Annotated in this window: 2 protein-coding genes; both read right to left on the bottom strand. The window is 43.5% G+C overall.

Going from position 1 to position 26,726, the window contains the following annotated elements:
* Positions 1 to 1,434, bottom strand: coding sequence for a hypothetical protein (locus K1X76_05500; protein MBX7148521.1), 1,434 nt, complete (start codon positions 1,432 to 1,434; stop codon positions 1 to 3).
* Positions 1,431 to 26,519 carry a hypothetical protein gene (locus K1X76_05495; GenBank protein ID MBX7148520.1) on the bottom strand — a complete coding sequence of 8,363 codons (25,089 nt, stop codon included), beginning with the start codon at positions 26,517 to 26,519 and terminating at the stop codon, positions 1,431 to 1,433. The genes K1X76_05500 and K1X76_05495 overlap by 4 nt, the downstream gene beginning before the upstream one ends.
* Between the last annotated feature and the right edge of the window lie 207 nt (positions 26,520 to 26,726).

The raw sequence follows: 26,726 nt of genomic DNA, 5'->3' as shown, positions 1-26,726 counted from the left end.
TTAGGGAGTGATAACAGGATACCAATTTTGAGGTTCGGGCCGTGTGTATTGAAAAAAGTGTGGAAAAGCTTTTGCCGGTTCTACAGCACGGCTCCCCAGTAAAGGGGTGTATTGTACAAAACCGGGGTAAGCAAAATCGTAACCATGGCTTTCCATGTACGTCCCTATAATTTGAATAGCCTCATCGCGTGTTACCGATCCTTTTGCTCTTATGACCTTATTGACTTCATCAATGGCTATCTCCATGACACCCGTCAAATATCCTCCGTACGAATCAAAACCAAAAGGATCAATGGCAAACGAAAAACCCCGCATGGCCTGACCTTGGTTATCCAAAATGCGGGATGTCATCACGGGTGTGGGCGCCTCTCTAAAAAATTCCGGATGCTGCTGAGAAAGTTCTACAAGTTGTGCATGCACCCAGTCTTCATCTTGTGTATCAAAAGCCAAAAGAGTGGCATCCGAACGAAAATATTCACGCGGGTTCCAGGGCACCTTATAAAAAAGATGAACTCCTTCTGCATGTGCTTTCTGATATAACTCATCTAAAGCAGCCATAAATTGGGTGGCATACCGAAGATCAACCGCCATCCACACTCGGCCAATAGCTACCGTAGGGACAAGATTTTTTCCTTCCACCCATTGTCCTTTATTTAATTCGTCCCCATTTCTAATAAAATGACTTGTTCCCATTGCCTTCCAACCATGGGCTTGTTTATAAGCGCTAATACGTTCCAGCACCTCAATGGTTTCTTCATGCGTGATATCCACCGGTATTTCTTGGCGATAAGCACTTCCTAATTCTGTTCCGTCTATCGAAAGAGGTGTTGTTATCACGCCATCAGACGGAAGAAGATGATCCAGAAAAACAGACACCATGGTATTTAAAACTGTAGGACCGGCGGAAGCCCTAACCACTCTTCCATCGGTGGGCGCAATAGACCGCCCACCTTGTAAATGAGCAGGAAGCGGAGGTGGCACAGAAGGCTTAGGATCGGCCGGTTTAAAAACAGCGGGGGCTGGCGGCACACCATCCATACCCAGAGCGGATGTACCATCGCGCGGTGTAATAGTTCTACCTCCTCCCGTAAAAGGCGGTGGGGGGGGTGGTGCTTTTTTGGGACTTGATACAAAAACCACAATCCCGCTCTCATTATCTTTATGCCCGTCATGATTGTGTTGTACGTTGTGAACCGATTGATGAATACCACGCGACGCATCTTCGGCTGTAACAGATCTATCTACAATAACACGATGATGATCGGTTTCGGCATTATCCTGTCCACCACGCCCATCACTTTCTAGCGTCATTTTGTCGCCTGGTTTTAAAATAAATTCTTGTTTGATAACATTACCGGTATACCAATAATTCATTCCGCCCAAAACAGAGGCATTGGCGTCATTACCCAAAAAGGCATAATATTGTAAATTCATCTCATCGGCGTCGTTATCAATACGGGTAAAGTATAACCCTGTGCTTTAAATGCCTCGTTAATTTTTAACAACAACTCTCCCTGAGTGGGAGCATATTGCGAGGCCCACAACAAAATTTCATCGCGGGTGGGTGTTCCCTCATACCAATCCCACATATCACGGTAAAATTGACCAACACCCTGCGAATGCGTTCTAAATTCTTCCTGCCCGCCTCTATAAACCTTGGCGCGCACATCGCCTAACACCCATGTATCAAGCTTTGTGTTGGCATCGGCCTGGGGTGTTAGTTTGGCAATACACAAAGTAGCACCACCCTTTTTAAAAACATCCCGATACATTTTCATCTGAGCAGCTATTTCTAACAAAGCCTTATCTACATCTACCCCTGCCGATAATTTTTCTACAAGCTCCTTTAAAATATACTGCATGGCAATATCGCCACCGCCCATGCCTCCCATGCCGTCCACATTAATCACATACATGGCCCTACCACCATAAGCACTGGGGTCATCCACCGTAATCATGGCTATGCCGTCCTGATTAATAGTGGCTGCAGCATCTTTGGGAACACCAATATCGGTAATACCATGCGCATCCACCATACCATTAGAAAGACGCATCGCAATTTCACCATGATTGTTATCGGCAATCATCCAACGTCCGTCCGGTGCGCGATGAACGCCGGGGGATTGTCCTATTCCTGCATAAACAGAAGACGGTCTTACGGGTGGGGGTGTGGTGCGCAAGGGAGGTCCACCGGCTTTTCCTTCATCGGCATCTAACTCTGCTTGTGTAGGAAAGCGGCCTTCTGGATCCATTTCATTATAAGGCTGGGCTTCAAAATCAGGAAGAGGTGTATCCAGTTCTTTTTTAACGCGGCTTAAAATTTCTTTTACTGTTAAAACGGGTTGTCTTTGGTTCAGTAAATTTTCTATTAACGGAAAAGCAACAGCCGATTTTTCTTTAAATACTTTAACAGCCTCCCGTAATAAATCACGAACACTATAACCTTCCATCCGTCTGCCTTCGCAAGCTTGTAAAATGCCCGGAATCTCCATAAATACGGTGGCGGGAACCGGGCATTTTTCCATAATATTTTTAAACAGTCTGATAATTTCCGTTTTTTCATACACACCCACCAATGTAAAATAAACAACCCGCGCTTCTTCGGGTAAATTGGGAATTGCGTTTAAACGTTGGTTATCTCTATCAACTGCTGCTTCTATGGCACGTTGTCGTCTTGAAATTGGTGTTGGCAACACTTCTTCGCTAATGGGGATTTCTGCTGCTTCCGGATCTGCAGCGTAAACTGGAGTCACCACTTGCTCTGGTTCGGCATCCGCTAAGTTTAAGTCATCAAAAGTGATCTCGTCCTCATCGCTATCAACCACCTCTTGCTCCATATGAATAGCATCCCACAAGGCATTATCTATCACTTCTATGGTATTTCTTTTGTACTGCCTTAATTCTTGAGCTTCTTCCTGTAAGGCTTCAAAAAACAATTTTTGGCCAACATACTCAAAAACAGCAACTGCACGACACAAGCGCATGATAGAGCCAAAAGGAAAACCTATTCTCGATAAATCGTCAGCAAACAATACTGCTGCACTTCTATCAATGTTAGAAATACTTTGAATTCTGTCTCTCTGATCTTTAGTTAACCCCCTGTCAGTTGATGAACTAGACAAAATAGCATCATAACCAACCTCAATAGGAATGCTGGCGTGAATATCACCACCGTTTTCCCAAACATTTTGTGCTTCATCAAATGTACGGGCGTATTCTTGCGCATACGTAGTTAAATCACCATTTTCATCTGCAAAACGCACATTGTTAACCCAATCGGCCATCAAGGCCTTGGCCTTCTCCGGCGAATGTTTATATAAACGCTCAAAATCTAGACTATAAATTTTAATTTGATGACCTGCATCATCCACAGCCGTAAGCGTACGGCCCGGATGCAACCCTGCACGCTGCAAGCGTGCCACATGCAACATTTGACGCGTGTACGCATTTACTTCACTTTGTAAGCCACGCTCTACAAAAATTTGTTTTTGCTCCTCACGCGGTAACGCCATAATACGCAAAAGCTCCTCATCACTCATGCTTTTGCCATATTCATCTACATCTAAACGATGCCCTGTTTCGTGGGCAAACATTTCGGCAAAAATAGCGGGGTCACGGGCCGCATCGCTATCACGCCCAATAAGCACTTCGTGCGTCAATAAGCTGTAATGATACCCATCACCCTCCACAAATTTAAAAATGGTATTATCGTTCTGGGCAAATTCTATCAAATCGGGGTCGGCAATGGCCAAGTATGGTACAGCAGCTGCTATGTCGTGAATAGATAATGCACTATGACTTGAAGATAATTGCGATAAACTGACCCACCTGCTTTCGGTAGGTTCCATCACTATAAAATCGTGCTGACGCTCTTGGGAATAATAAACTGCAAAACTATTTCCCGCTGTTTCTACAAATTGAGAATCAAAACCATAAGCATCCAAATCGCCCATCACAAAACCGGCATAACTTTTTCTATCGGGCGCACCCATTACATATAAAGAAGCCGCATTAGATATACCCATGCCGATAAGAGCTTCCGCAATTTTGGCACGCCCTGCCGTAGTATAATAATCGTAGATCGAGCCGGGAGAAGAATTAAGCATAATCACCGTATCACCCACTACAGCACACACAACCAACGTATCCGGCGATGCTGATGTCCAAACATCCTGCTGGTTGCTATCAACAGCGGCTGAGAAACCACTAGGAATAAAAAAACGACGATGCGGTTGCAGGTACGCTTCGTACATGGTTACTGTACGAGGAGCAACACCTCTAAAATCAGTCTGGGGTCTATATGAGGCAACAACCACATCGCCAGAAAGTGGCTGTAATAAACCATTCTGCGACGTAGCCCATTGAGCATTAATTGCATCCACAAATTTAAGTCCCGAAGTAGCCGTAGTAAGTAAAGTGTTAGAGGGAATACCGGCTTGGCGGTAGGTGGGAGCCCTTGATACAACATCTCCCATCAAACGACTAGCCTCATTCATAATTGGATAAGGTTTCGATAAACGATTGGGCCTTTTAATAACGGTAGTAACCTGCTCTAAAAACTCCGGCAGACGAGATGGAAATTGTGAAAATCCTGCTTTTACAATTTCATAAATGGTTGCTTTTCTTAATTTAACTTTTAGAGCTTCTCGTACAAAAAGGGAAATTGCTTTAAAAGCATCATCGGCATGATCTCCACATAAAGCTTTTATATTCGCAAACAGAGTCTCTATTCTTGATGCAGCCGCTACTGTAGCAAGTGCCCTAAACGCAACAATGGCATTGTCAACATCATCTTCCGGCGCTTGTCTGATTTGGGGAGCCGCCGGCGGGTACAAGCGGGCAGAAATTAATTTGATGATAGCAGCCGGATAATAAGGAGCCTCCATCAGCCGCAACACTTGAGGCACTTCCTTAAACGCTTTAGGCGCATCTTCTTTAAAACGGTAAAGAATACCACTCATAAGAGGCTCTATATTTCGATTATCCATCCCCTTCGCCTTACACGCCGTAATGAACCGAACAACTTGATTTAATACATCCAAAACAGAATTTCCTGCTTGTGCCACCATGACACGAAATAGTCGCAGTGTATTGGATGGCCCCATAACCGATAATAAAACTGGCAAACAATTAATTCCTTCATCGGCAGGAAAATTTTTAATATTTTTAATCTGCTTCACTAAATCAGCGTAGGCACGATCGGAAATATTGGCAGATGTACCGGGTGGTTTGCTCGCATGAACAGGTTCACTAGCACGGGCTTTTATTTCAGGTACCGGCTTAGCTGCAAATTCACGCTTAATGCCCAACACATCCAAACCTACATTATCAATTAAATGCTTACTAAACGTATGTCCCAAATCCAAAATTTTTACCGAAAGTTTTGCTGGTTCAAAAACATCAGGATTACCCGTGTATACAAGCCGCACCTGGATAATGCCGTTATCATGATAACCATAAACTTCCTCAACAATTTCGGTTCCTGGCTCCACAAATGCCATGGCCATAAACACTTCCAAATCTTCTTTTGAAGGAAGCGCATAAGGTTGGATGTGCCCTAATAAACGGGCTTCAACAATTTGATTATCGTGACTTGTAAAACGTACCGGACGCACTGGAGTTAGCTCACCCACACCTTGTTCGTAAGCAAGCCAGGTTTCATCGTTTACGGTTGCTCCATATACTGCCAGCTCCTGATTTCCATTACTCTTAAAACGAACCTTTAATTCGGCTACTAACTCTTCTCTTTCTATAGTTGTAAGCTCTAGCGATGGTTTTACAGCTACTGTTGTTCTTGGAGAGGGCAAGCCCCACGAGCCGTCTCTGCGATAAACAACCAATCTGGGAACCTGATGACCACGAGAAAAAGTTCCTCCATCGACCGGAGCTGAACCCCTAAGCTGTTGCGGACGAGAGACTGCAGGCGCTCTTAAAGTAATTTGATATTCACGGAGCATGGCGTCCAATTGATTTTGTGTAGGCAAAACATAAATGCGGCCATCTACCTGCAAAGTACCACCCCACGGAACAAAATGCCGCTTGCCCTGTAAATCGATAAAATAAAAATTAAGATTATTTTGCGCTACTTCCAGAAAAACACGAGTGCCTCCCGGCAAATAAATAGTGCGATCTTCGTGAGTACAATTGCTTATTATTGCACGGGGGCGATCTCTAAACCAATCCGTAAAATGATCCTCAAAATCTTTTTGCGCAGGATTAATACGTCTTAGAAACCATCCAACTAAACCTTCAGCTTTCCATTTCCACTCGGAGTGCACAGCTTCGCGGCTTATACCTACAATTTCATCCGGCGATAGTTTTGAAAATTCCTCCTTTATTTTTGCCACAAGCTCATCAACAGGGCCCAAAGATTCTATTGTAATATTTTCTATAGGAATAACTTTTACATCATATTCTTGAGTGCTCGCATCATAGGTGGCCTCTACGCGCACAATGGCGTTATCTTCAAAACCAAAAATTTCCTGCACAATTTTTTGACCGGGTTTGGCATACGCCATGGCCATAAATACCCGCATATCCTGCGGTGAAGGCGGGGCATAGGGTTGAATATGGGCTATAAGTTCACCCGGCGATTCTGTTTGTGTACCATCTTCCAACTCAACACTTACAGGGCGAGCGAGCGTGATATTGCCCTCACCTTGTTCAAATACAAATGCCCCTCCATGATCCCGTGTATAAAAAACACCCAATTCGTTTTTTTGGTTTTTTTCATAACGATCGCGCAACATACGCAGCAAAAAGGGCCTGTATATTTCAAGAATTGTTCCTAAATCATCTGTTGACTCTTCAACTTCTTCCAAAAGAGTATCTGCTACTACTAATCTTAAAGGCTCGGGACGTGTATCTAAATCGTATAAATCGGCCACCGCATATAAACTACGTTCTGGTTTTACTAACGGATAGTCACTCTCAAATAGTTCGGCAGGAACACCATATTCACTTACCATCCGTCTCACTTCTTGAGGATCGCTAACAGCGCGCGATAAAACGGCCAAGGCTTCTGTGGGCAACAAATGCTGACGCAAGTACCCTAAAATAGCGAGCTGAGCTTCTCCGTTAAGCCCCTTAGACATTAATGCATTGGCTACATCTTTAAAGCTTACAACCACACGCCGTTGGAGCATAAAGCCACGTGCAGTGTTATTGTGTGTAAAATCGTATTCAAATAGCAGCAACAAAATACCTGCAAAAGTTTGTTCCGACCAACTATCGCCTCCTGCTAAAGTAGAAATAAAATTTAACTCTCCTAATATACCGCCCAATCCAATTTGCTTAAGCCAATGAACAAGTTCTTTTATTGGAAGTGATTCCAAATTGACGCGAGGAACAACGGCTGGATCAACGGCTACCTCTTTTGCAAAATGCACATAAAAACCTTTACCATCGTGATGGAAATCTTTTCTGGCAAAAGCAACTTTGGCAAGCGACACCACATTATCTAAACCTTCAAAATCATCATCCTCTACAGCTGTATTTGGCTTTTCACCAAATTCTTGGTACGGGTCAAAAACAAAGCGACGATTATTTCCTATTTGAATGGTATCACCGGGTTCTAGTTGAATTTTGCTGGGATATCTTTCAAGCCTTGAACCACCACCTCTTGATTCAATTTTACCATTCGGTAAAATCTTATATTGAAAATGCGTTGTTTCAAAATCTCTCCCGGGATCGGTGTTATTCACTAAACCCATTACTATAACCGAACCATCGGCCTGCTGCCGAATAACAAATACAGGAGTAGATTTGGGAGCTTCATACGATTGAAGAACTAACTCAAAAGCATGGCCATGCTTAATAAGCCTTACTACTTCCCTCTCACCAAGGCCTGCTGCTAATTCTTGTTGTCTAAACGTAAAACCAAATTCAAACGTAGGCTGGTTAGGATCAGCTTTTTGTATCCAGCCCCATAATTCTTCTAATTTGGGAGTGGGAGACTGCGGAACGCCCAAATCAACAGTAATGGGTGTTCCATCGCGTGTTCTATATCGCGTGTTTAATTTTTCTCTAGCTAATGTTGCTAACGCTGTATGGCCACTTAAATCGGCATAGGGGCCACTTCCACTAGTTCCATCGGGCGTTACAGGAGAGGACGGTCCACTTCCCGAAGGAGTATCCGGCCCTGCCACACCCAAAGTATGCTGGTACATAAAATTAAAACGATCGCGACCTGCAATTCCATCTACAGTTACAAACCCGGCACGGGTTTCATCAAAACCTTTTTCTCTTAAAACCTGAAGCATGTACTGGGCTATACTTTGTTCATCAGTAATACCTTTTTCTGTGGCTTTGTCGTAAGCCGTAAACAAAATATTACTTAACCAACCACCGTACGAATCATCCACATTCACTTCCATGGCAAACGATAAACCACCAATGGGATTTCCTTCTTCATCTACAACACGCGAGGTACCAAGAGGCGTGGGCGAATCTGTTCTAAACCATTCGGGATGCACGCGCATTAATTCACACACTTCATCGTAAGCCCATTCCTGATTTTGCGGTGTAAAATAAATAACAGCACCATCGGCTCTATCCAGATGATGTGGATCAAGTGGTAATTTTACTTCTAAGGGATAATGCTCACCATCTTCGGCCCTATTCATCATTTCTTTTAGTTCCAGTGCAAAGGTCGTGGCATACTCCGGTTTAACGGCCACATACAAACGGCCACAACCGTCATTAGCCCTTACATGCCGCGGGATATAACCCATCATCATCCAAAAACCCTGACCCGCCATGCGATAACCATTGAGCATGTAAAAACTTAAATACGCGCCAAAATCCCAATCAATATTTTGCCCGTTCAATACTGTTTGTGTGTAGTAACTGTATATTAGCGACCGTATTTGATCATCCGAGGCTCCTCGCTTGTCGGCTTCCATAATAATACGTGCTACACTTGCTAACTGATCGGTAAGCCTGGGCGGTAATTGGGTATCCACTCGTGTAACAGGAGAGCGTGCGTTACCTACTACCGGGGGTGTTGCTGTAATAGGGCGTAAACTTGATAAATCAACTCCCATCGATTGCTCATATGTCATCAAATGGCCTTCGGCATTCCTATACAATGGTAGGGTACGTAAAATAATTTCCAATTCTTCGCGCTTTTGATCGTGAAGCGTGGTTCCTTCATCATCTACTTTTGTTTCTGTATCCAGCCAGTCTTGGCTAAAATCATCGGAGGTCGCAATAATCTCACGGTCTCCTACTCTGGTAGAAAACGTGAGAGACACACCTATCTCGTCAGCCACTCTTAACATGCCTACTTTGCCTTCTACTTCGGCATAAAACATCATGGAGGCTTGTGTGGTATGGGGTGATTTATCCCAATCGGCCAATAAACCATGAGTATCTTCCTCAAATTTACGGCTATCCGGATCCACATCATCTACAACCGTATTCACAATATCATCGGCTAATAACACAGCCAGTAAATGAGGCTGACGCAACGGATCCAAATTATCTTTATCGGAATCTCCTTCAAAAACACGTTCGGGATCATCGGCAGGTGCCTCCATACCGCGGCCCACTTCAATCACATAACTCCCAGGCACGTAAGATACTCCCATACCATCCACAAAACGCACCTTAATGCCATCTTCCTTGGCCATCTCCATAAGCTCGGCAAAATAGGGAGAAGCTTCCTTTAATTCCTCCAGCACACTAGGTTCAAAAATATTGGCCAACGGCATTTGTGCCGATTCATCATCAGCAATTAAAGCATCAATATAACGAGCCTGATCAACATCATAATCGTTAGGTATTTCGTGAATGCTAAAGCCATTTTCTCCACTGGGCATGGGATGCGGGGCGTGGAGCGAATAGGGATCGTTTCGACTGCCCGATTTTTCAGGCGCACGAGTCCAGCTTTCAGGTCGAGATCTGGAATAAGTAGAAAGAAAGGGAAAAGCCTCTAATGGATTAGGGAAACCTTCATAAGAAACAAATCCGGCATGCGCTAAGTCATAACCATTCCTTAATAACACGCTTGTGAATATATCGCGTACCTGCCCTACGGTATAAACAGTACCTGCTTCTCTACGAGAATTGATATCGGCAACAACAGGAGAAAGAATATCAATGAGTCGAGTTCCATAACTAAAGGCACGAGTAAGTGGCCTTACAGCAACAGACACGCCATTCATGGCATGCCCACGTTCATCTAACACCTGAGAGGTCATCATGGGGCTGGGGGCACCTTGAATAAAAATATTTTTATTATTACTATAAAAATTTTGGAACCATTCTAAAAATTGTTTTTCTATTGTATGCGGTACATAAATAACAACACGATCGGCCTGGTTATAATTTCTTGAGTTCACAGGAACCTTAAAGCTAACCGTTGGAAACAGACGCCTCATTTCTTCAAACTTACCCATAAGATTAACTGCTTCATGCGGATCAATGGCCAAATAAAAACTAGCCAAGAGGGGTTTTTTTCCTTTCCCATCGGTAACTGGCGGTGGCGCTATGCCTGCAAAAACACCCTGTTGTTGCCAGTTTGTATGTTCTTTTAAAAATCCTTCTATTTGTGCATCTATCAAACGACTTTCCTCATCGGAAAAGGAAACATCCACCATTTGTCGGTAGTTAGTAATACGAGGACGCGTGAGCGGCCTAACTAATATAGCGTTATCATCACCCCTTGGTAATCCCAGCATCACTTCCAAGGCCCTGTCTAAAACCAAACCTGGATCGGTTGGCTCTTCATCTAAACCGGGGCTATATACTTCATCGGTAGGCTGCACACTCCTATCGCCCAACGCATGCGGAATGGGAGCAATGAGAGATGGCTCTGTTGTTTCATCATCCAGCAAATCGGCATCAAAAGTAGCGGGCCCTTCATCGGGATCGTCGATAAAACCGGGATAACGAGTTTCACGAGCAGGAGGCGTATCTAAAGAAGTGCTTGGAACAGATTGTGTACCGGAAACTGGACTAATGGCCCTTGTACCTGCATGGTTTAAACGGTCTACAAAAACTCCAAGATGAAAAACACCGGTAGCGCGATAATGTTCGCTTACATAAGTTACTCTGTTACCTGCAAACGGAGAAAAAATATCATTATAGTTATCAACCAACTCCTGAAGCAGTTGGGGAATAGTAGCCGCGGCTTCTCTTAATTTTGCAAACTGTTCATCAGGAGACAAACTGGGCCAGATTGTGGTCAAGTCATCAAAGCGTTGAGCTACGTCTAGTAACGCAGCATCGCCATAACCCAAGCCATACATCACACGCACCAAACACGCCATTTCGGCAGGGGTTTGAGCACTTATCTCTTGAGAATGAACCAAACCATAAGCGGTTCTATCGGCAGTAATGGCAAGCCGCATAAGGGCATAACGGTATTCTGGAATAAGTTCGTCTTGATGTTTATCAAAAACCTGGCGAACCGAAACCGCCATGGCTCCCAACTCGGCCAAAGTGGGTGTATTAGATGCAGGCCATTTAATTTCGGTACTTAAACGGGGGCCTAAAGAAGTTACGGCCGCTAATAAATTAAACTTTGCTTCATAAATTTCACGCGCCAAAACAAGGGCTGTTTCCAAATCAGCTATCAGTTCTTGATTAGGAGAGGCTTTAGCCCTTTCTTCGGCCAGGCATGTCTCAATATAAGTCACATTGCTGGGTGAAGGATAAAAGTGAATGGTTTCTCTAAATCCTGGAATAGAAGGAGCAATATAAATAGCCAAATTGCGAAGGGTTTCAATATTACTTTTTCCCCCGCTACTACTGGGGACATCGGCAAACAAGGCCGTACCCTGACTCAACGATAAACTATCTGCATATCTTACATAATATGCCTCATAACCAGGTATTACATCTTCAACACTGCCTCCATGGCCCCGCAACTTTAAAGCGCAAATAACTAAAAATAATTCTACCTTATCATGATAAGACTCATACTTAATTCCGGCGGCCTTTATTTCGGCAAAAGTATCCGGCAAAGCATTATAAACGCGGTAAGCTAAAGAACTGTTTGGCGGAGAAACGTGAGCAGCAATTAAACTAAAAAAATCTACTATTTGATTAGAGCTTAGCCCTGCTTCAAAAGCAGCTGGAATAGCTTTAATGGCCCGGTCTGCGTTTGTTCCCGTTACAGCAAGGATACGATCCAAAAACTCTATCACCTGATCGGCACTTTTAAAACCTTCAGCTATTAAAAAAGGAACGGTTTGATATGCATATATGGTTGGAAAGGCGCGGCGGTTAAAAACCGTTGTAAGTAAATTAATAATCTCTTCCCCGCTCCAGCCTGCATGATAAGCCGCATTTATAACATCAGGCACGGCGTCCAGAAGGGTTTGTATATTATACCCCTGCCGTGCTCCGCATTTTTCCAAAAATGCTACAATACTTTCTTCCGAAATACCCGCACGCAGTGCCGCAGGTAAAAGAGCCGAAGCTTCTGTAAATGGAATACGATCAATGGCTCTTACACGCGCCAAAAGAGCTTCGCTGGGAACAATGTCGATAACATCGGGCTGTGTTACACCTGGAGCCAATGCATCAACAGCAGCTGGAACACTTTCTGTTTGTTCCGCATCTATATCGTTGGCTGTATAAACCCCCAACGTTTGCGGATCCAGTGCCAGCGTATCGCCACTCTTATAAGTTCTTCCGGCAATTGTAACCGTACCTTCTGCGCGGTTAATTGCAAATGGCGCCCCACCCACAAACGGCATTCTCATATGGCGTGCAATATCAAATAAATGAGCCAGCGGATTACCACCACTCACTAGCATGGCACCGGCCTGCATCACAGCCGCACCGCTTTCATGTGCATCGGGATTATCGGTTACAAAAACAGCCTGGGCTCCACTGGCTTGAATGCGCGTAATGTCATCTACTGTGAAAGCAATTTGTCTAATGGTAGTGACCCCACCGCTAGTAGAACCTTGTGTTAAAAGAATATTTTGTGGTGTAAGCTTTACATCGCCTTTAGAATCATCCGCTTGTGGAGCACGACGCAGTTGTAAAAACCACAATTTGCCATCTTCTACGGTAAACTCAACCTGCACGGGGTAACCCAGATCGGCTTCAAACTCGGCTATTTTTTGATCGAGAAATTCACGTAAAGGCGCTTCCAAAACATCATTTCCGAGATGTGTTCCATTAACCAAGGCATCTCCCGAAACATTTTTGCCGTAAACAAAGCTATCGCGACTGGTAATCACACCCGATCCGCCGCGACGGCCGTCAATCATCTGCACAATATTAACGGGTGTGCCCCATTCATCGGGTATGCCGTTGCGCAAACGATAGGCTTTGGCCAAATCACTATTCCAGCTGGCATAAACATCTTCTACATATTCGTAAATCTCATCCAGTGTTGTTAAAAACAACTGGGTGCTCATGGCGCCCGGCATGGAGATAGCACCGCCCGAACGTACCGATACACTTAAACCTTCGCCCAGTTTTTTTCCGGTTCGTACTTCTAAATCGTGAATGGCTGCATCAATAATACGCTTGTCGTCTTCGTTAAGCTCGTACCCGGGCGGGCGCGGCGGAAGAACAAAACCTTGGGGTGTGTTTTCGGGAACTTTTGTAGCTAAATAATGAAGCCCTTCTCCCTTGCCTCCCACCTGCAAACGACTTGTAGGAAAAGATGTGTCGTCATAAAAAACAGCACGGTAAGGAGTATTTGTGGGGTTTTCTTGGCCAAGTAAGCCTAACACCTGATCGGCCACGCGCGGGTTACCACCTAATACATTTAAGCTATTTAAGTGAACTCCCAATTGAAAAACTCCAGTAGCTCGGTAACGCTCACTCAAATAAGAAGCGCGCTCTTCTTCAGATACAGGCAAGATATCCGGATAGTGTTGAACAACCTCTGAATAAACATTTGTATAATTTTCTTGAAAATCCTGTAATACTCGAAAAACAAGAGCGCCGTATTGCTGAAGTGTACGCTGTCTTGTTTCTGCATTTAAAGTATCCCAGTTAACAGCAACCTCATCTATACGTTCAGCCACCACCAGCAAATTAGAATCACCATAACCCTGGCCATACAATACACGCACCAATGCCGCCATTTGCTCTGCCTGTTTTTGAGAACCGGCACTATTAGTATCTCCCTGATAAGCTCCTAAAGCGTAAGCTACTTTATCAACACTAATAGCAAGCCTCATTAACGCATAACGATCGGTAGACGATAAGGTGGTATCATGAGCATCAAATACTTCTCGAATCGATACGGCTAAAGCCCCAATTTCGTTTAAGGTTGGGCTATTGGATGAAGGCCAGGCAATTTTATCACGAACCGTTAACGACAGAGATTCTTGGGCGTCTTTAACGTTGAGTCTTCCTAAATATATTTGTTCGGCAAGAGGTAATATTTTTTGCAACAAAGCAACAAGCACTTGATCAACTGGGACTTTTTGTTGTACTTGCTCAAGACAGCGTTTGATATAGTCAATGTTATCAACAGATGGTTTATTATGTATTTGATCACGAAATGCCGGAATAACGCTGGCAATACTTAAAGCCAAAGATCTGTATTGGTCTAATGTTGCCTCACCCGGATTTACGGGAACTTCGGCAAATAAAGCTACACCTTCTCTAAGAGATAGTTCTTGGGCATAACGACTACAAACACTTTGTATTGCCGGCAAAATATCTTCAATATCAAACCGATCACCACGCAGTCTTGAAAGATAGAGAAGCGCAGCTCTGTTAAAAACGCTACGATCAAAGCCGGAAATATCTGAATTTTTTAAATCGAGAATACTCGGTAAAAAAGTAAGCACCATATGTGCCGCTGTTCCAAAATCGCGCACAATATTAATAAACCGTTCAGTAATTTCTTCGGCTGTCCACTGATATTGTTTAGCTACTTGCAAAGCTTGACCTAACGTATCGGCCGCTTCCAAAACAAATTCATCACAATTTTCATGAATTGCTTTTAAAACAAGATCTGCCTGCTCATACGACAAACCTGCATCTTGCATTTTGGGAAAACACCAAATTTTGAGTATTTTAGGATAAGCATCTGGATAAACATAATCACGCCTAATGCGAGTTTGATATCCCATCTTATCGGGAAACGCTTTAAAAACAGCAGATGCATCCTGTTTAAAATTTTCTAGAATAATATCAAAACGCTCAATAATTTGATCTGTAGTCCAACCCCAATTGAAAGCTGTAACAGCTGCCCCTTTTAAAAATTCCATTGTCTCTCTCACGGAAGGATCAGAATATTTACATACGCGCTCTAGTAAACCAGCGGCAGCCTCACTAGACAAACCCACATCCAACAGCCCTGGCAAAGCATGTAAAGCAAAACCTGCATTTTTACCGCATTTACTTTTTACATCCCCTATTACATCTATAATTTCACCCTGAGTGAGTTTTTGATGAGCTAATTCATCCAACAAGGAAAAAACTGTGGCCGTGTATATTTCACTCACTCTTGTAAGCTGAGAAAGATATTCTAAGGGGGCTGTGCCATCAGGGAACTCTTGGGCTATTTGTAATGCTAACGGTATAGATTCAAAAAGAAAGGCTAATGATAAGGGACATGTTTCAACAACGAGAGACAAAAAATTATATTTCTGATCGAGCGATGTATTGACCGCCATTATTGTATTAAGAGCTACCAATAATGCAGAGTAAACATCCAGTGCCTCATGTTCGGCTGTATTGGAATTTATTTGTGTTAATAAAGTTTCAATCTGCTCCTCACCAAAACCCAGCTGCCACATTTGTTGTATTACCGGCTGAGCTTCAGCAAAACTGTTGCGATCTAAAACTCTTCTTAAACGGTCTGTTAATTTTTCAGGAGGCGCTTCTGAACGTGGAGTTGGATCAACCACATCTCCCTTATCTCCATTTTTTGGCCAGCTGGCGGGGTCAGTTGGAGCAAACGGATCACCATCATAGGTATCGGGATCTTTTGCAGCCTCACCATCAAAATCTTTTCTAATAACATCTTCTAGCTGTGCAGAAGATTGATAACCAAGGTCTGTTGCAATATGGGGAACTTCTTTGAGTAAAACAGAAATGATTTGACGAACCAAATCGTAAGGCAAACCTTCGTATGTGTTTTCGGATCCTACGGTTAAAACACGATTTTCTTTATCGTACGTAATACCCGTTCCTTCTCCCACCCAAAAATTTATTTCACGAACAAGGTAATGGCTTAAAACCTCAACCAAAGCCGGAGATTTTTCACACAATGCTTTTAAATCATCAGGAAAAATTACATTAGCAATAGGATGTCTAGCAGCATCAAAACTTGAAAAAGGCTCTACTACTGGCGTATCAATTGCCTGCCCTTCTTTCACATCGTACAACTCGGCTTGTATTTTATCCGTTAATAATTCATTGGCCGTATGCTCTACAACATCACCATACTTATCCATTTTTGGCACATACCCCAAACCTGAGGCCACATCGGGAAAAGCTTCAAGCAACACTTCTGTAATTCTAACAAGTGCGTCTACAGGTTTATCGGACCACCCTGTTCCTAAATAAAGAGTATTGGTTTTGTAATCAAAAATAACTTCGTATCTTGAGTCGGGCGTATCGGCCGATGCTTTTTCTACCTTATAGTTACCGGTGTCGTCATCAATAGAAACTTCTATTCCTGCCAGTGATTGCACGTTAATGGAACGAATGTCCAAATTCTCCAATACCCTCACCAATTCCGGCGAAGCCTCACAGGCCTCTTGCATAACAGCAGCAGGAAAAAGGCGGGTGACAGGATGATAACTCACATCAAATGCTGCAGTGGGTGATCTTACACCACCCGTTTCCCTACCATACCCTTCTGCATACGTTACCAAACGTCCATTGGGTAAACGATACATGGGTTCGTTTTCTACAATGGTTTGTAAATTCATCCGGGCTTCATCATGCGGTGTAATACCACCTCTCTCTTCATCGGGTTCAACATCAAGCCATATATCACTAAAATTTTCGGAACTTACTGTGATGGTACGTCCGTTAACCACGGTGCTGTAGGTCACATGAATACCCAACTCTTCCGCTACTAAAAGCTGCGCAGCTTTGGCATCGGCTTCGGCATGCATACCCACTGCAGTACGATAACGGGGATCGGAGTTATTTTCCCATCCTGCAAGAAGTCCGTCGTAGCGCGCATCAAACATGGGATCTTCCGGCGAGAGTGAATCAGATAAATGAAACAACTCATCAGTTAAATAAAATGCCAGTAATGAAGAATTACCCAGTGCCGGATGATGACGTCCTACAAAAATACTATTGCTATCGGGATTAAATTCAATATCGCGTCCATCTATCAGCACAACTTTTAAACTTCTGTCCTCCGCCAAATCTAAGTAATGGGCCAGTCGCGGCGATTCTTCGCGTAAATGTTCCAATGCTTCGGGATGAAAAAGATTATTAACCGATAAATTTTGAGACGGGTCATACTGTTCTAAAACATTTCCAACCCACTCGGTTTGTTCTTCTCTAAAATTATCGGGAATATCATCCAACACCAAACCATGGTTGGCATGCGAAGCAACAGGGGCGTGAAGGCCACCGGATGTATCGGGGGCGATGGAATAAGGGCCTTGTTTCACACCACCACCTAAATCTGAATAAACGCCTCCCGGATTACGACTTTGAGGAATACGAATGGCAGCATTGGGACGAGCCCCCATTTGTGTAGCCAAGTCATCCACCAAGGCACCCATTTCGGCATCCATCAGCTGTTGAATATTGGGGTCTTGGCTATAAGCCCGTTCACGCACCAAACCGGCCCCATCCCCCGCTTCTCCCAATTTTAAAATTTGGCGACGATACGCATAGCCCAAATCTTTCGTGGTAATACTCACAAGCGTATCACCATCCTGCCAGGTAAATGTGGCCCTGTTTAAATTGCCATCGTACTCAACACTAATGGCAGCACCCGATTCTATTCGACCTCTTACTTTTGTAAAATCGGCAGCAGAAGCAAAAGTATCGGCCGATAATCTAAAACTGAACAAGGCCTGCACATTGGCATCCATCACATACCCTAACAATGTTTCAATGTGAGAACCTGTACGGTAATTTTGGCAAGATGTGGCCTGCACCATATCGCCTACGGTAAGTAACGCCTTGGGAGAATCTGTTTTAACCGTGAGTACAATATCACGTACCGAAGCTGCCTTGGCTTTTTCGGCCTTTAGCGCTGTTAACTGTTTTCCAGTTTCGGTAACGTTGGCTATCAACTGGGTCAGTTGAGTTGCTTCAATATTTTGAGTAAAATCTGCATCTGCTGCCAAAGCATATTTAAATAAAGCCGTTGCAAGACTCACAAGTTCGGTATCTAAAGGATTTGTCTCAAGTACCTGCTGATAAAATTTTAAAAGTACCGCTACAAGCTGCTGCGGTTCTACAATACCGTTTGCATCAAAAAGAGTTCTTATTTGCACAAGCTTATCTTTAGGCGCTTGGGGTTTACGAAGAATAGTTTCCAATTCATCTGGCGAAACCTGATCTTGAGTAACATCATAGCTTGCCAGTATTTCGCCAATATTGGGCAACAAATTAGTTTGAAGATGATCGCTTAAGGCCTTAAAGGCTAACGATTGAACCTGATCGGCCGATACAGTGGAAGGATCGTAAATGGCCAACCGTGCTTGAGGCGCTTGCCAGGCAGCCCAGGCTTCATTCGATAATCCAACACGCTGAGCTGCGGCTCTTTGCTGGTCTTCTGCATCGGCAGGATTTCCTTGATACTTGAATTCTTTAAAAGCATCTTCACCCGCTAATGCCGCCTCAAAAACACGGGCTAATGGAGCCAGTTCCTGTCTCCACGAACCATTACTATTAAAACGGCCAATTAATGTAAAAACAGGATCCAAACTTCCCCAACGCTCTTCCAAGTTTAAAATTTGATCGTAGGTGAGACTAATAGAGGTGCCGGCAAACATACGGCCAAAACTGGCTTCTATATCGGCATCTAAAACTGAAGCTAGCTGTTCTCGGCTTTGGGGCGAATCAAATAAATTGCCAACAACACCCAACAAACCAGCTCTATCTTGCGGGCTTCTAAAAGCTAAGGCCACATTTAAGCGATGTAATATTTCTCTAAACTCTCTAATGCCGGTTTTGGTTAATAACGAAGGATCAAGGGCAATATCGTGAAAGGAAAAACCGGGGCATAAATCGAGCGCTTGAAGCAGTGTTTCATATAAATCGCCCAAAGTATTAACCGACACCTGAGCGTACAAGGCATTTAAACTGTTATGGGGCAAGCCTAAGGCATGCTCCAACAATTGGGCAGTGTTAGCAAATTGCGTTGTATCGCCTGCCAAACGTAAACGGATATAAACAGACATTAACTGCAAACCGCAATCACGCCGTTGCACTTTATCCCAAAAATGAGAGGGATCCTGAATCCACGGATCGTTTTTTAAAGCTTCAGGAAAACTTTCGTCTTCACTGAGCTTAACAATCATTTTTTTCCATGTATCAATTTGCTGCAAGGCCTGCTCGGTATTATCGTAATTTATATACAACCACATTTCGGCAGGAAATCCGGTTGGGCCATAAGGAGAATGATCAACATGATCTTGTGCTGCCTGCCGCGGATAAAGCAAAACATTCTTCATATAGGCCTTTTCACGCGCGCTAACGTCATCAATACAAATTCTTATAATTTGATTGGGAACAAAATATCGATTTTGAAATTCAAAAAGATAATCGGTAATTTCTTGATTTGTTAAACCAAATTTTTTTGAAGAAGCAAAAACTGCGGGGTCATTTCCCTCTAGGGCCAGTTCAAACAATTTCTTTAAAACAGTCTTGTTGGTAAAACCATATGCCTCTATGTTACGTGCTGCATCTTGCGGATTGTATTTTATAGATAAGCTTGCAATTTCAATTAAAGCAGCACCATCTGTAATTTCAAAATTTTGAATTTGTCCCGAAATATCTCCATGGCTGGCGGCAAGCTTGGCTATTTCAATACGAGTGGATTCATCCTCAATTTTAAAATCTTTAATATACCGGGCAACAGCGTTTCCATCTTTGCCAGCAATTAATTTGGCAATTTCAATACGCTGATCTTCCTGTAATTTATAATTCTCTATAGAAGCAGCCATCTGATTTGGACTAACCACAGTTGCTGCTACCGCCAACTCAAACAAAACATCTTTATTATTAATTCCATAGTGCTGAACGTCCCCGGAAAAAAACACATAATGGGCAGCAGAAACCCGGGCCAATGCAATAATATCGGCCTCATCGGTAAGACCAAACTTTTGTAAATCTTCCCACTTCAATCCATGCTTAGCGGCTTCAAGAGCGATGCTGCGGATCTTATTTTGATCGGTAATTTTGTAATTGTTAAAAAAGCGGGCTATGGCCGATCCATCGCGCTTGGCAGCGGCCATGGCAATATCAAACAACAAAGCCGGATCGGATATTTGGTAACGATCTACTATTTTAGAAAATTCCCAAGCATTTTTAGAAGCCATTAGAACAGCTAATTGAGCCCGAGCGGCTTCGCTTTCAATTCCAAATGGAGTAATATCAATAACACCTGTATCATGAATATGTTCTATGGCTTTTTTGGCTATTTCAAATAAATGAGATTGATCGGTAATGTTTAAATTACCAATATATTCAGCCACACCGCGGGGATATTGTGAGCTTGCCGCCAACAGTGCAATTTCATAGGTAGCTTGCGGATCGGTAATATCCAGCTGGGCCCAATACTGAACAACACTTCCACCACCCACACGGGCCGCTTCCCTGGCCACTCTAATGCGATCAGCTTCACTCTTAATGCCATATTTTGAAAATTGATTGGTTGTTGTGTAAACAGTTATTGAATCGGCTATGGCTATTTCAACCAAAGTTTCTTGATCTGAAATATCAAAACCCTCTACATACTCAACAAAAGGCACTCTCTGGCGTGAAACAATATATTTAGCTATCGCCACACGCTCTGCTTCACTTGTAATTCCCAAACGGCGAAAGTCGGGCAGCAGATTTTGGTAAACCTGAGATTCATCCCCACCATATTGTGCACAACGGGCAATAGCCCATCCGGCGGCTACTCGCAGTTCTTCGCCGGATAAATGACTCATATCAGGAGCGTCTGGCAAATAAGCTTTAATTTCACCCCGGATAGTTTCGTCACTATAATAATAGGTGTAACTAACGCGGCGCGCTTCAAGAGAAGAATCAAGACTGGGCTGAGAGTTTGAAAGAGAATATTCGTAAAGATCAACGGGCACTTCAACGCCCAATTGATAAAGCGAACGAACCAGTGAAGTTGCCGTTAGATTAATACGATCATTAAAATTGGTATTTCCCGAACAAACCATCAAACGTTCAATACTATCACTAGAAAAACCGGCTAAACGTGTTGCTACTGCTCTTCTTACCATCCGCTGCAAATCATTTCCTGAAGAACCTCCACGAACACCACTGGCAATAACTTGTATGCTGCCATCTTTCATTAAAGCTATAACCGAAAGTGTATTAACACGGCTATCTCTCCGTGAAACCGACATAGCATGAGCCTCGACAGCCGTGGTATTTAAGTGATCAACAATAACAGGACTTAAAGAACCAAGAGAAACTCTATCAACCTGAAGAGTTCTCCCAAAATCTTCCATGGTATAAGTCTCGATGGGAGCCGGATAAAAACTAGGAATCCTTGCATCATCTTCAAGCACCGTATTGGCAGCTACCTCACCCACATCCGCCGTGGTGTAGTGTGCAAAAGTTGGAAAAATTTCCAAAGAATTGAAATTAGCTCTGCTATTTCTAAAACCCGGATGATCAAAATTGTAACCGGCTTCTTGTAGCGATGTCATCAACACATCACGCGCTTCTTCAAAAGTTACACTGCCTTTTTGGGCAATCAGATCGTTTACCTTACCAACGGCTTTTGCAAAATGGTGGGTAAATAAACTACCGTACGATTCATCGGCAATGCCGGGGTTTATAGCAAACGATATACCCGGTAACGGAACACCATTTGCATCGGTTACACGCGATGTCATTACAGGGGGTGCAGCATCGTCTCTAAAATATTCGGGATGGGCTTTAGAAAGTTCCACCAGTTTTTGATACACCCAGGCTTCGTGAGCGGCATCAAAAGTTAATAATGAAGAATCGGACCTGGCATAGGTAGCCACTTTGTGAGGAACTTTGTACCACAAAGGAATGCCCATGGTTTCGGCTTCGGCATAAAGGGCATCGAGCGCTGCCATAAATTCTACGGCATAGCGCGGGTTAGCCGCGATCCACACACGTCCCACACTTGTTACGGGCATGTCACCATGTTCTGTTAACCACGTATTATTAAGACGTATATTTCCGCGTTGTAAAAATGTTTGATTTGATCCTTTGGGATGCCAATGGTGCGCCCTAAAATAGGTGGTAATATTTTGTTCAATCCTATCCCTGTCGGCAGCATTCATATCTACAGACTGTTCATGATGATAAGCTCTGTAATAATCGGTCACTGCCAAAGGTGCTGTTAAAACCTGGCCTGGCTTAAGGCCCAACATATTATCCATCATCTGCGTGGCTACTTGCTGTGAATAATTAGATTGTACTGTAGAGATGTCAGCATCTGCCGCCGCTTCTTGCTGCGCCACCGCATCCAAATCGAGTTGTTCAGTTTGCTCAAGATCGGCACCTAATTTTTGAATGCGGCCTTCAATCATCTGAAGCTGGGCATTAGCCTGCGAACCCAAATTGCCGGATGTGCCAATAGCTACTGTAAACTCACCGCCTTCAAATTTTACTTCCACCATCACATGCGCACGGTTGCCGTGTTCATCGTAACCAAAAATAACCTGACGAATCAGACTGCCCGGATGTTGTAAAGCCATGGCCGCAAACAATTCCAAATCGCCGCGCTGGCCAAGAGGCGAACCGGGCTTGTACGAAGGCAAGGGGTAACCTGTGTGCAAGTGCGCGGCCAGCGTGTAAATATTTTGCACCACACCGCCATCTTCTTCATCACCCACAACCCAGGTTTCAACTGTATCGGTGGTAAGCCTTTCGCCCAGGGTTAAATCCCAAGTGTTATCTTCACCTTGTTTAAGCGACACTTCTTTAGGATTATCAGAATCACGAAACGACAATTCGTACGCATCGTTTTGAACATCCAGCGGCACAAATAATTGATCGGCCGGAATAATAGAAATTTGTCCGGGAATAAGAGTGAAAGAATGTGTATCGCTTGGCGTAGCATCCGCAGTTATCCCCACTATAGCCCCGGCTAATGTCATCTGTGGATTTGTAACCAGCACACCCGATGCATCAGAACTAATTGGATCGTCTAAATTAAAAGCGGTGGGAAGAACAGAGCTAGTAACATTTAGTTGTACCGCTCCTGCTAAAAGGGGACTATCTTGAGTAATATCTAAGCTACGGGCGCGATGCGCGGCTTCAATAGCTTCAAAAAGTTCCTGGATTTGTTGGGCTTGCTCTGCAGCAACAGCTGACATATCTTGGGGAGCACGTGCGCCACTAAAAACATCAAAAACAAATGATGCACCTTGGCCATAATTACTTTGGATAATCTGAGAAGGATATTCCTGACGGTTTTCGGCCATCCACTCCCTAAAAAATTTCCCCCACGTAAATTTTGTAGCGGCATCCCCACGAACCACTTTATCTTCAATACTTTCAAAAAACTCCGCAAATCCTTTAACACCTGTTCCCAATGCTTGGAGAAAAGGATTTTTTGATTTTTCCCATAAAGCGGCTCTTATTCCTACCATCGTACCAAGCTGCCCTGTTACAAACATCATGCCTGTTTGCTGGGCCCAGCTCTCCAGCAAAAGACCGCCAAGATCATCAAACGACATATCGCCATTGAGAGCTCTGTAAATTGATGAATGTTGCGTTACAAATTGAGCAGTGTCATCCCACGGCATGGCATAGCCTATGACGGCACGGCTTAACTCCTGACTGCCCACCGCCGGAAGTGACAAAAGACCGGCTCTGGCCAAAGCCGAAACAGCCGATGTATCGGCCAAAAATCCGGTGGAACTTCTTACGGCAAAAAACATAGAAGTTTCGGTTAAGCCCATTTCAAGAGGTGCTGCCATCAACCCCATCCCTGTTCCCACCATAACAGCGGTGGTTACAAGGGTTATCACTCCTTCTTCCATCACCCAACGCTTAAAGGTGTGAGGAGCTAAATCTTTACTTTGACGAACTACCTTGTCAAAACCACTTTGTGATCCCAACAGCTGGTCAATCAATTGCACCTGACTACGCAGCGATAACAAACGTTGTTCAAGCGGCGTAGAACCCATAATAGGAATGGGAAGCGAGCATAAATTTTTAATATCGTCGGGATGTTTTTTTATAAAAGCCGCAATCTGGTTTTTAACAGGATCCAAATCAAGCGTTATAAGAAGTGATCTCAATTGATCCAGTATTCTTTCGGTCACATAGGTAGCGGGATTACTGAGGGCTTGAATCAGTGAACTGATGGAATAAAAACGTTCCAAAAATGACGACATCTTCCCTATAAAATCAATCCACTCGGGAGAATTTTGCAGTGTTTCTTCAACTGGAGATAAATCAACATCGGCTATTTTTCTTAATTCGGAATCGCGATCAAAGCCAACCGTCCACGAATCGGCAATCATTCCGCTTTTGGTTTTATCTGGAAAATATTCAATATATTCAAATTTGCTCGTCGCTTCATCCCAACGCACCAGTTTCCAGTTGTTCACGTTTTCCTGCTCGGGCATGCTGGCATACTTGGTATGGATAAGCGGCACAGCCATCCACCCTTCACCCGAACGTAAAATTTCCATAAAGCCCGCAGGAAGATGCCGTATAAACAACATGTCTAGTGTATCTGCCGTATAAGCGGGCAATAATCCCAAGCGCAGGGCATGACACAACAAGGTTTCCATCAGCATGTCAGGAGTGGTATCGGCATCCACTTTAAGGCTGCCTTCTTTGTAACCGGGAATTTCATGAATAAGGCTAATAAGACGTGCTTTTAAAACTTCCGGGTCCTGAGTACGGTTCCATTCGCAATCGTTCCAAAAACTTTTAAAATCTTTCGAAAAATTTTTTATTGCATGGCTGGGATTATACACTGCTAAAGTAAATGCTTCGCCCGTACGCCCCTGCAAGAGACGGACATGTGCAAAATCTCCCTGGGCTTCATACGCTTCAATAAGGCCTTCTTTATATTCCCTCACCAAAAGTTGAAGTGCCGGATCATTGGGCATAATGGCGGGGTTTTGAACATACTCGGCAACTTTAGCGGCAATTAACTGGGGATTTTTACTTTCTTTAATTTTGGGCCAAACAATGGCTTCGGCTTGCTTAATAAGGTTTATTTTTTCCTGCGCAATTTCTAAAAGCCTGGCTTTAGCCTTGGAAATAGTATCTTCTTTTAAAACAACCCCGTCTGCAATTTCGCGCGCCCAGTATGTGTCGTTATCATCCTGGCTGCTGTCCATGTAGTTAGGCATGGCTTCAATGCCACCCACAATTTGCTTTAAACTTGTTTCCTTTTCTTTTTGAGCCCATTCTATTCTTGCGGTTAATTCTCTTTCTTCGCTTTCAAGGGCTTTTATTTTTATCTTAATAGGGTCTAGCAATCGCTCCAAAGAGGTTTGACCAATGTGGCGCTTTAATTCAGCAATTTCTTCTTCTAAAGATTGTATCTGCTGTTGTATTTGGATAACTTCGTAACCTGTTTTTTGCGGATCGATAAGACTATCTTTTTTCTCGGTCAGTTCTTTTTCTTTGGCAGTTAGTTTTCGTTTTAGTAAATCCGTTTCTTTAAGATATGCTTTGGCATCAGCAACGCTTCGTTTGAATGATTGATTTAAACCGTGCAGCTCGTCCACTTTTCCCAAAACTAAAAGTAGTAAACCTTGTTGCAGCAAATTATATTGCTCATCTGCGGTAATATATTTTGCTTTTAATAAAATATCGGCATTGTCTTGAAGAGAATGAATTTCGGTATCCGCCTCGGCAATATTAAAGGGATTTACGGTAACACCCATTTGAACAAGTACCGTTTGTACTTTTACTAAATGCTCTAGCTGAACACTTAAGTTGGGTAGTGCAAGCCATGCATCCACCACGTTTTGAGGCAATGCGCGAAAAGCTTCTTCAAACTGTAAAAGTTTTCCATCTTCAACAAGCTGCGTGAGAATGCCACGCACAGAAACGGGAGGATTCAGATTAAGCTGGTCAAGGGTATCCAACACATCAAAAACAGGATCCAGTTTTTCCAATAAGCTGCGATCAAGTATCTCTAATTGCTGCCATTCGGCAAGACTTTGCGGAACACTCAAGCGGGGCTTAAAAGGACTGGGAAGAGAAAACTGTGAAGGAGGTGGGGTGAGAGATGAGGATAAATCAAAGCTGGATGACGACGATGTATCGGCAGGAGTTTCAGTAGATGTTTCGGTAGATAAAGATCCGCCTTCGGATTTTTTATCCGCAAAATTGCCCGCATCAACCGATGCGTCGTCGTGAGGTGGAACAAAGCCCGCTCCACCACCTTTACCATCAATGGTACTTCTGCCCATAAAACATGCCCAATGTCATTATCGGCAATAATTCCAAAAAGTTGCCGGTACATGCAGGTAAAAACCCTCATTGTTTCTTCAATATCTATTATATGGAGCAAAGAATATGCCGGTTACGGGAAGTATTTATAAACTTAAGTTATTGATTTTTAATGGTATTTTAAAATGGGGTATAGCCCTAAACCACAAAAATAGTCATATTTTTGG

Source organism: bacterium, assembly GCA_019695305.1.
Taxonomy (GTDB): Bacteria; UBA10199; UBA10199; order UBA10199; family JAIBAG01; genus JAIBAG01.
The sequence above is the reverse complement of the archived record's forward strand: the minus strand, read 5'-3'. Positions and strand labels throughout refer to the sequence as shown.

Bases quoted from the DNA above. Each gene is read 5' to 3' on its own strand.
- K1X76_05495 (MBX7148520.1), bottom strand. From the start codon at position 26,519: ATGGGCAGAAGTACCATTGATGGTAAAGGTGGTGGAGCGGGCTTTGTT.
- K1X76_05500 (MBX7148521.1), bottom strand. From the start codon at position 1,434: ATGAATTTACAATATTATGCCTTTTTGGGTAATGACGCCAATGCCTCT.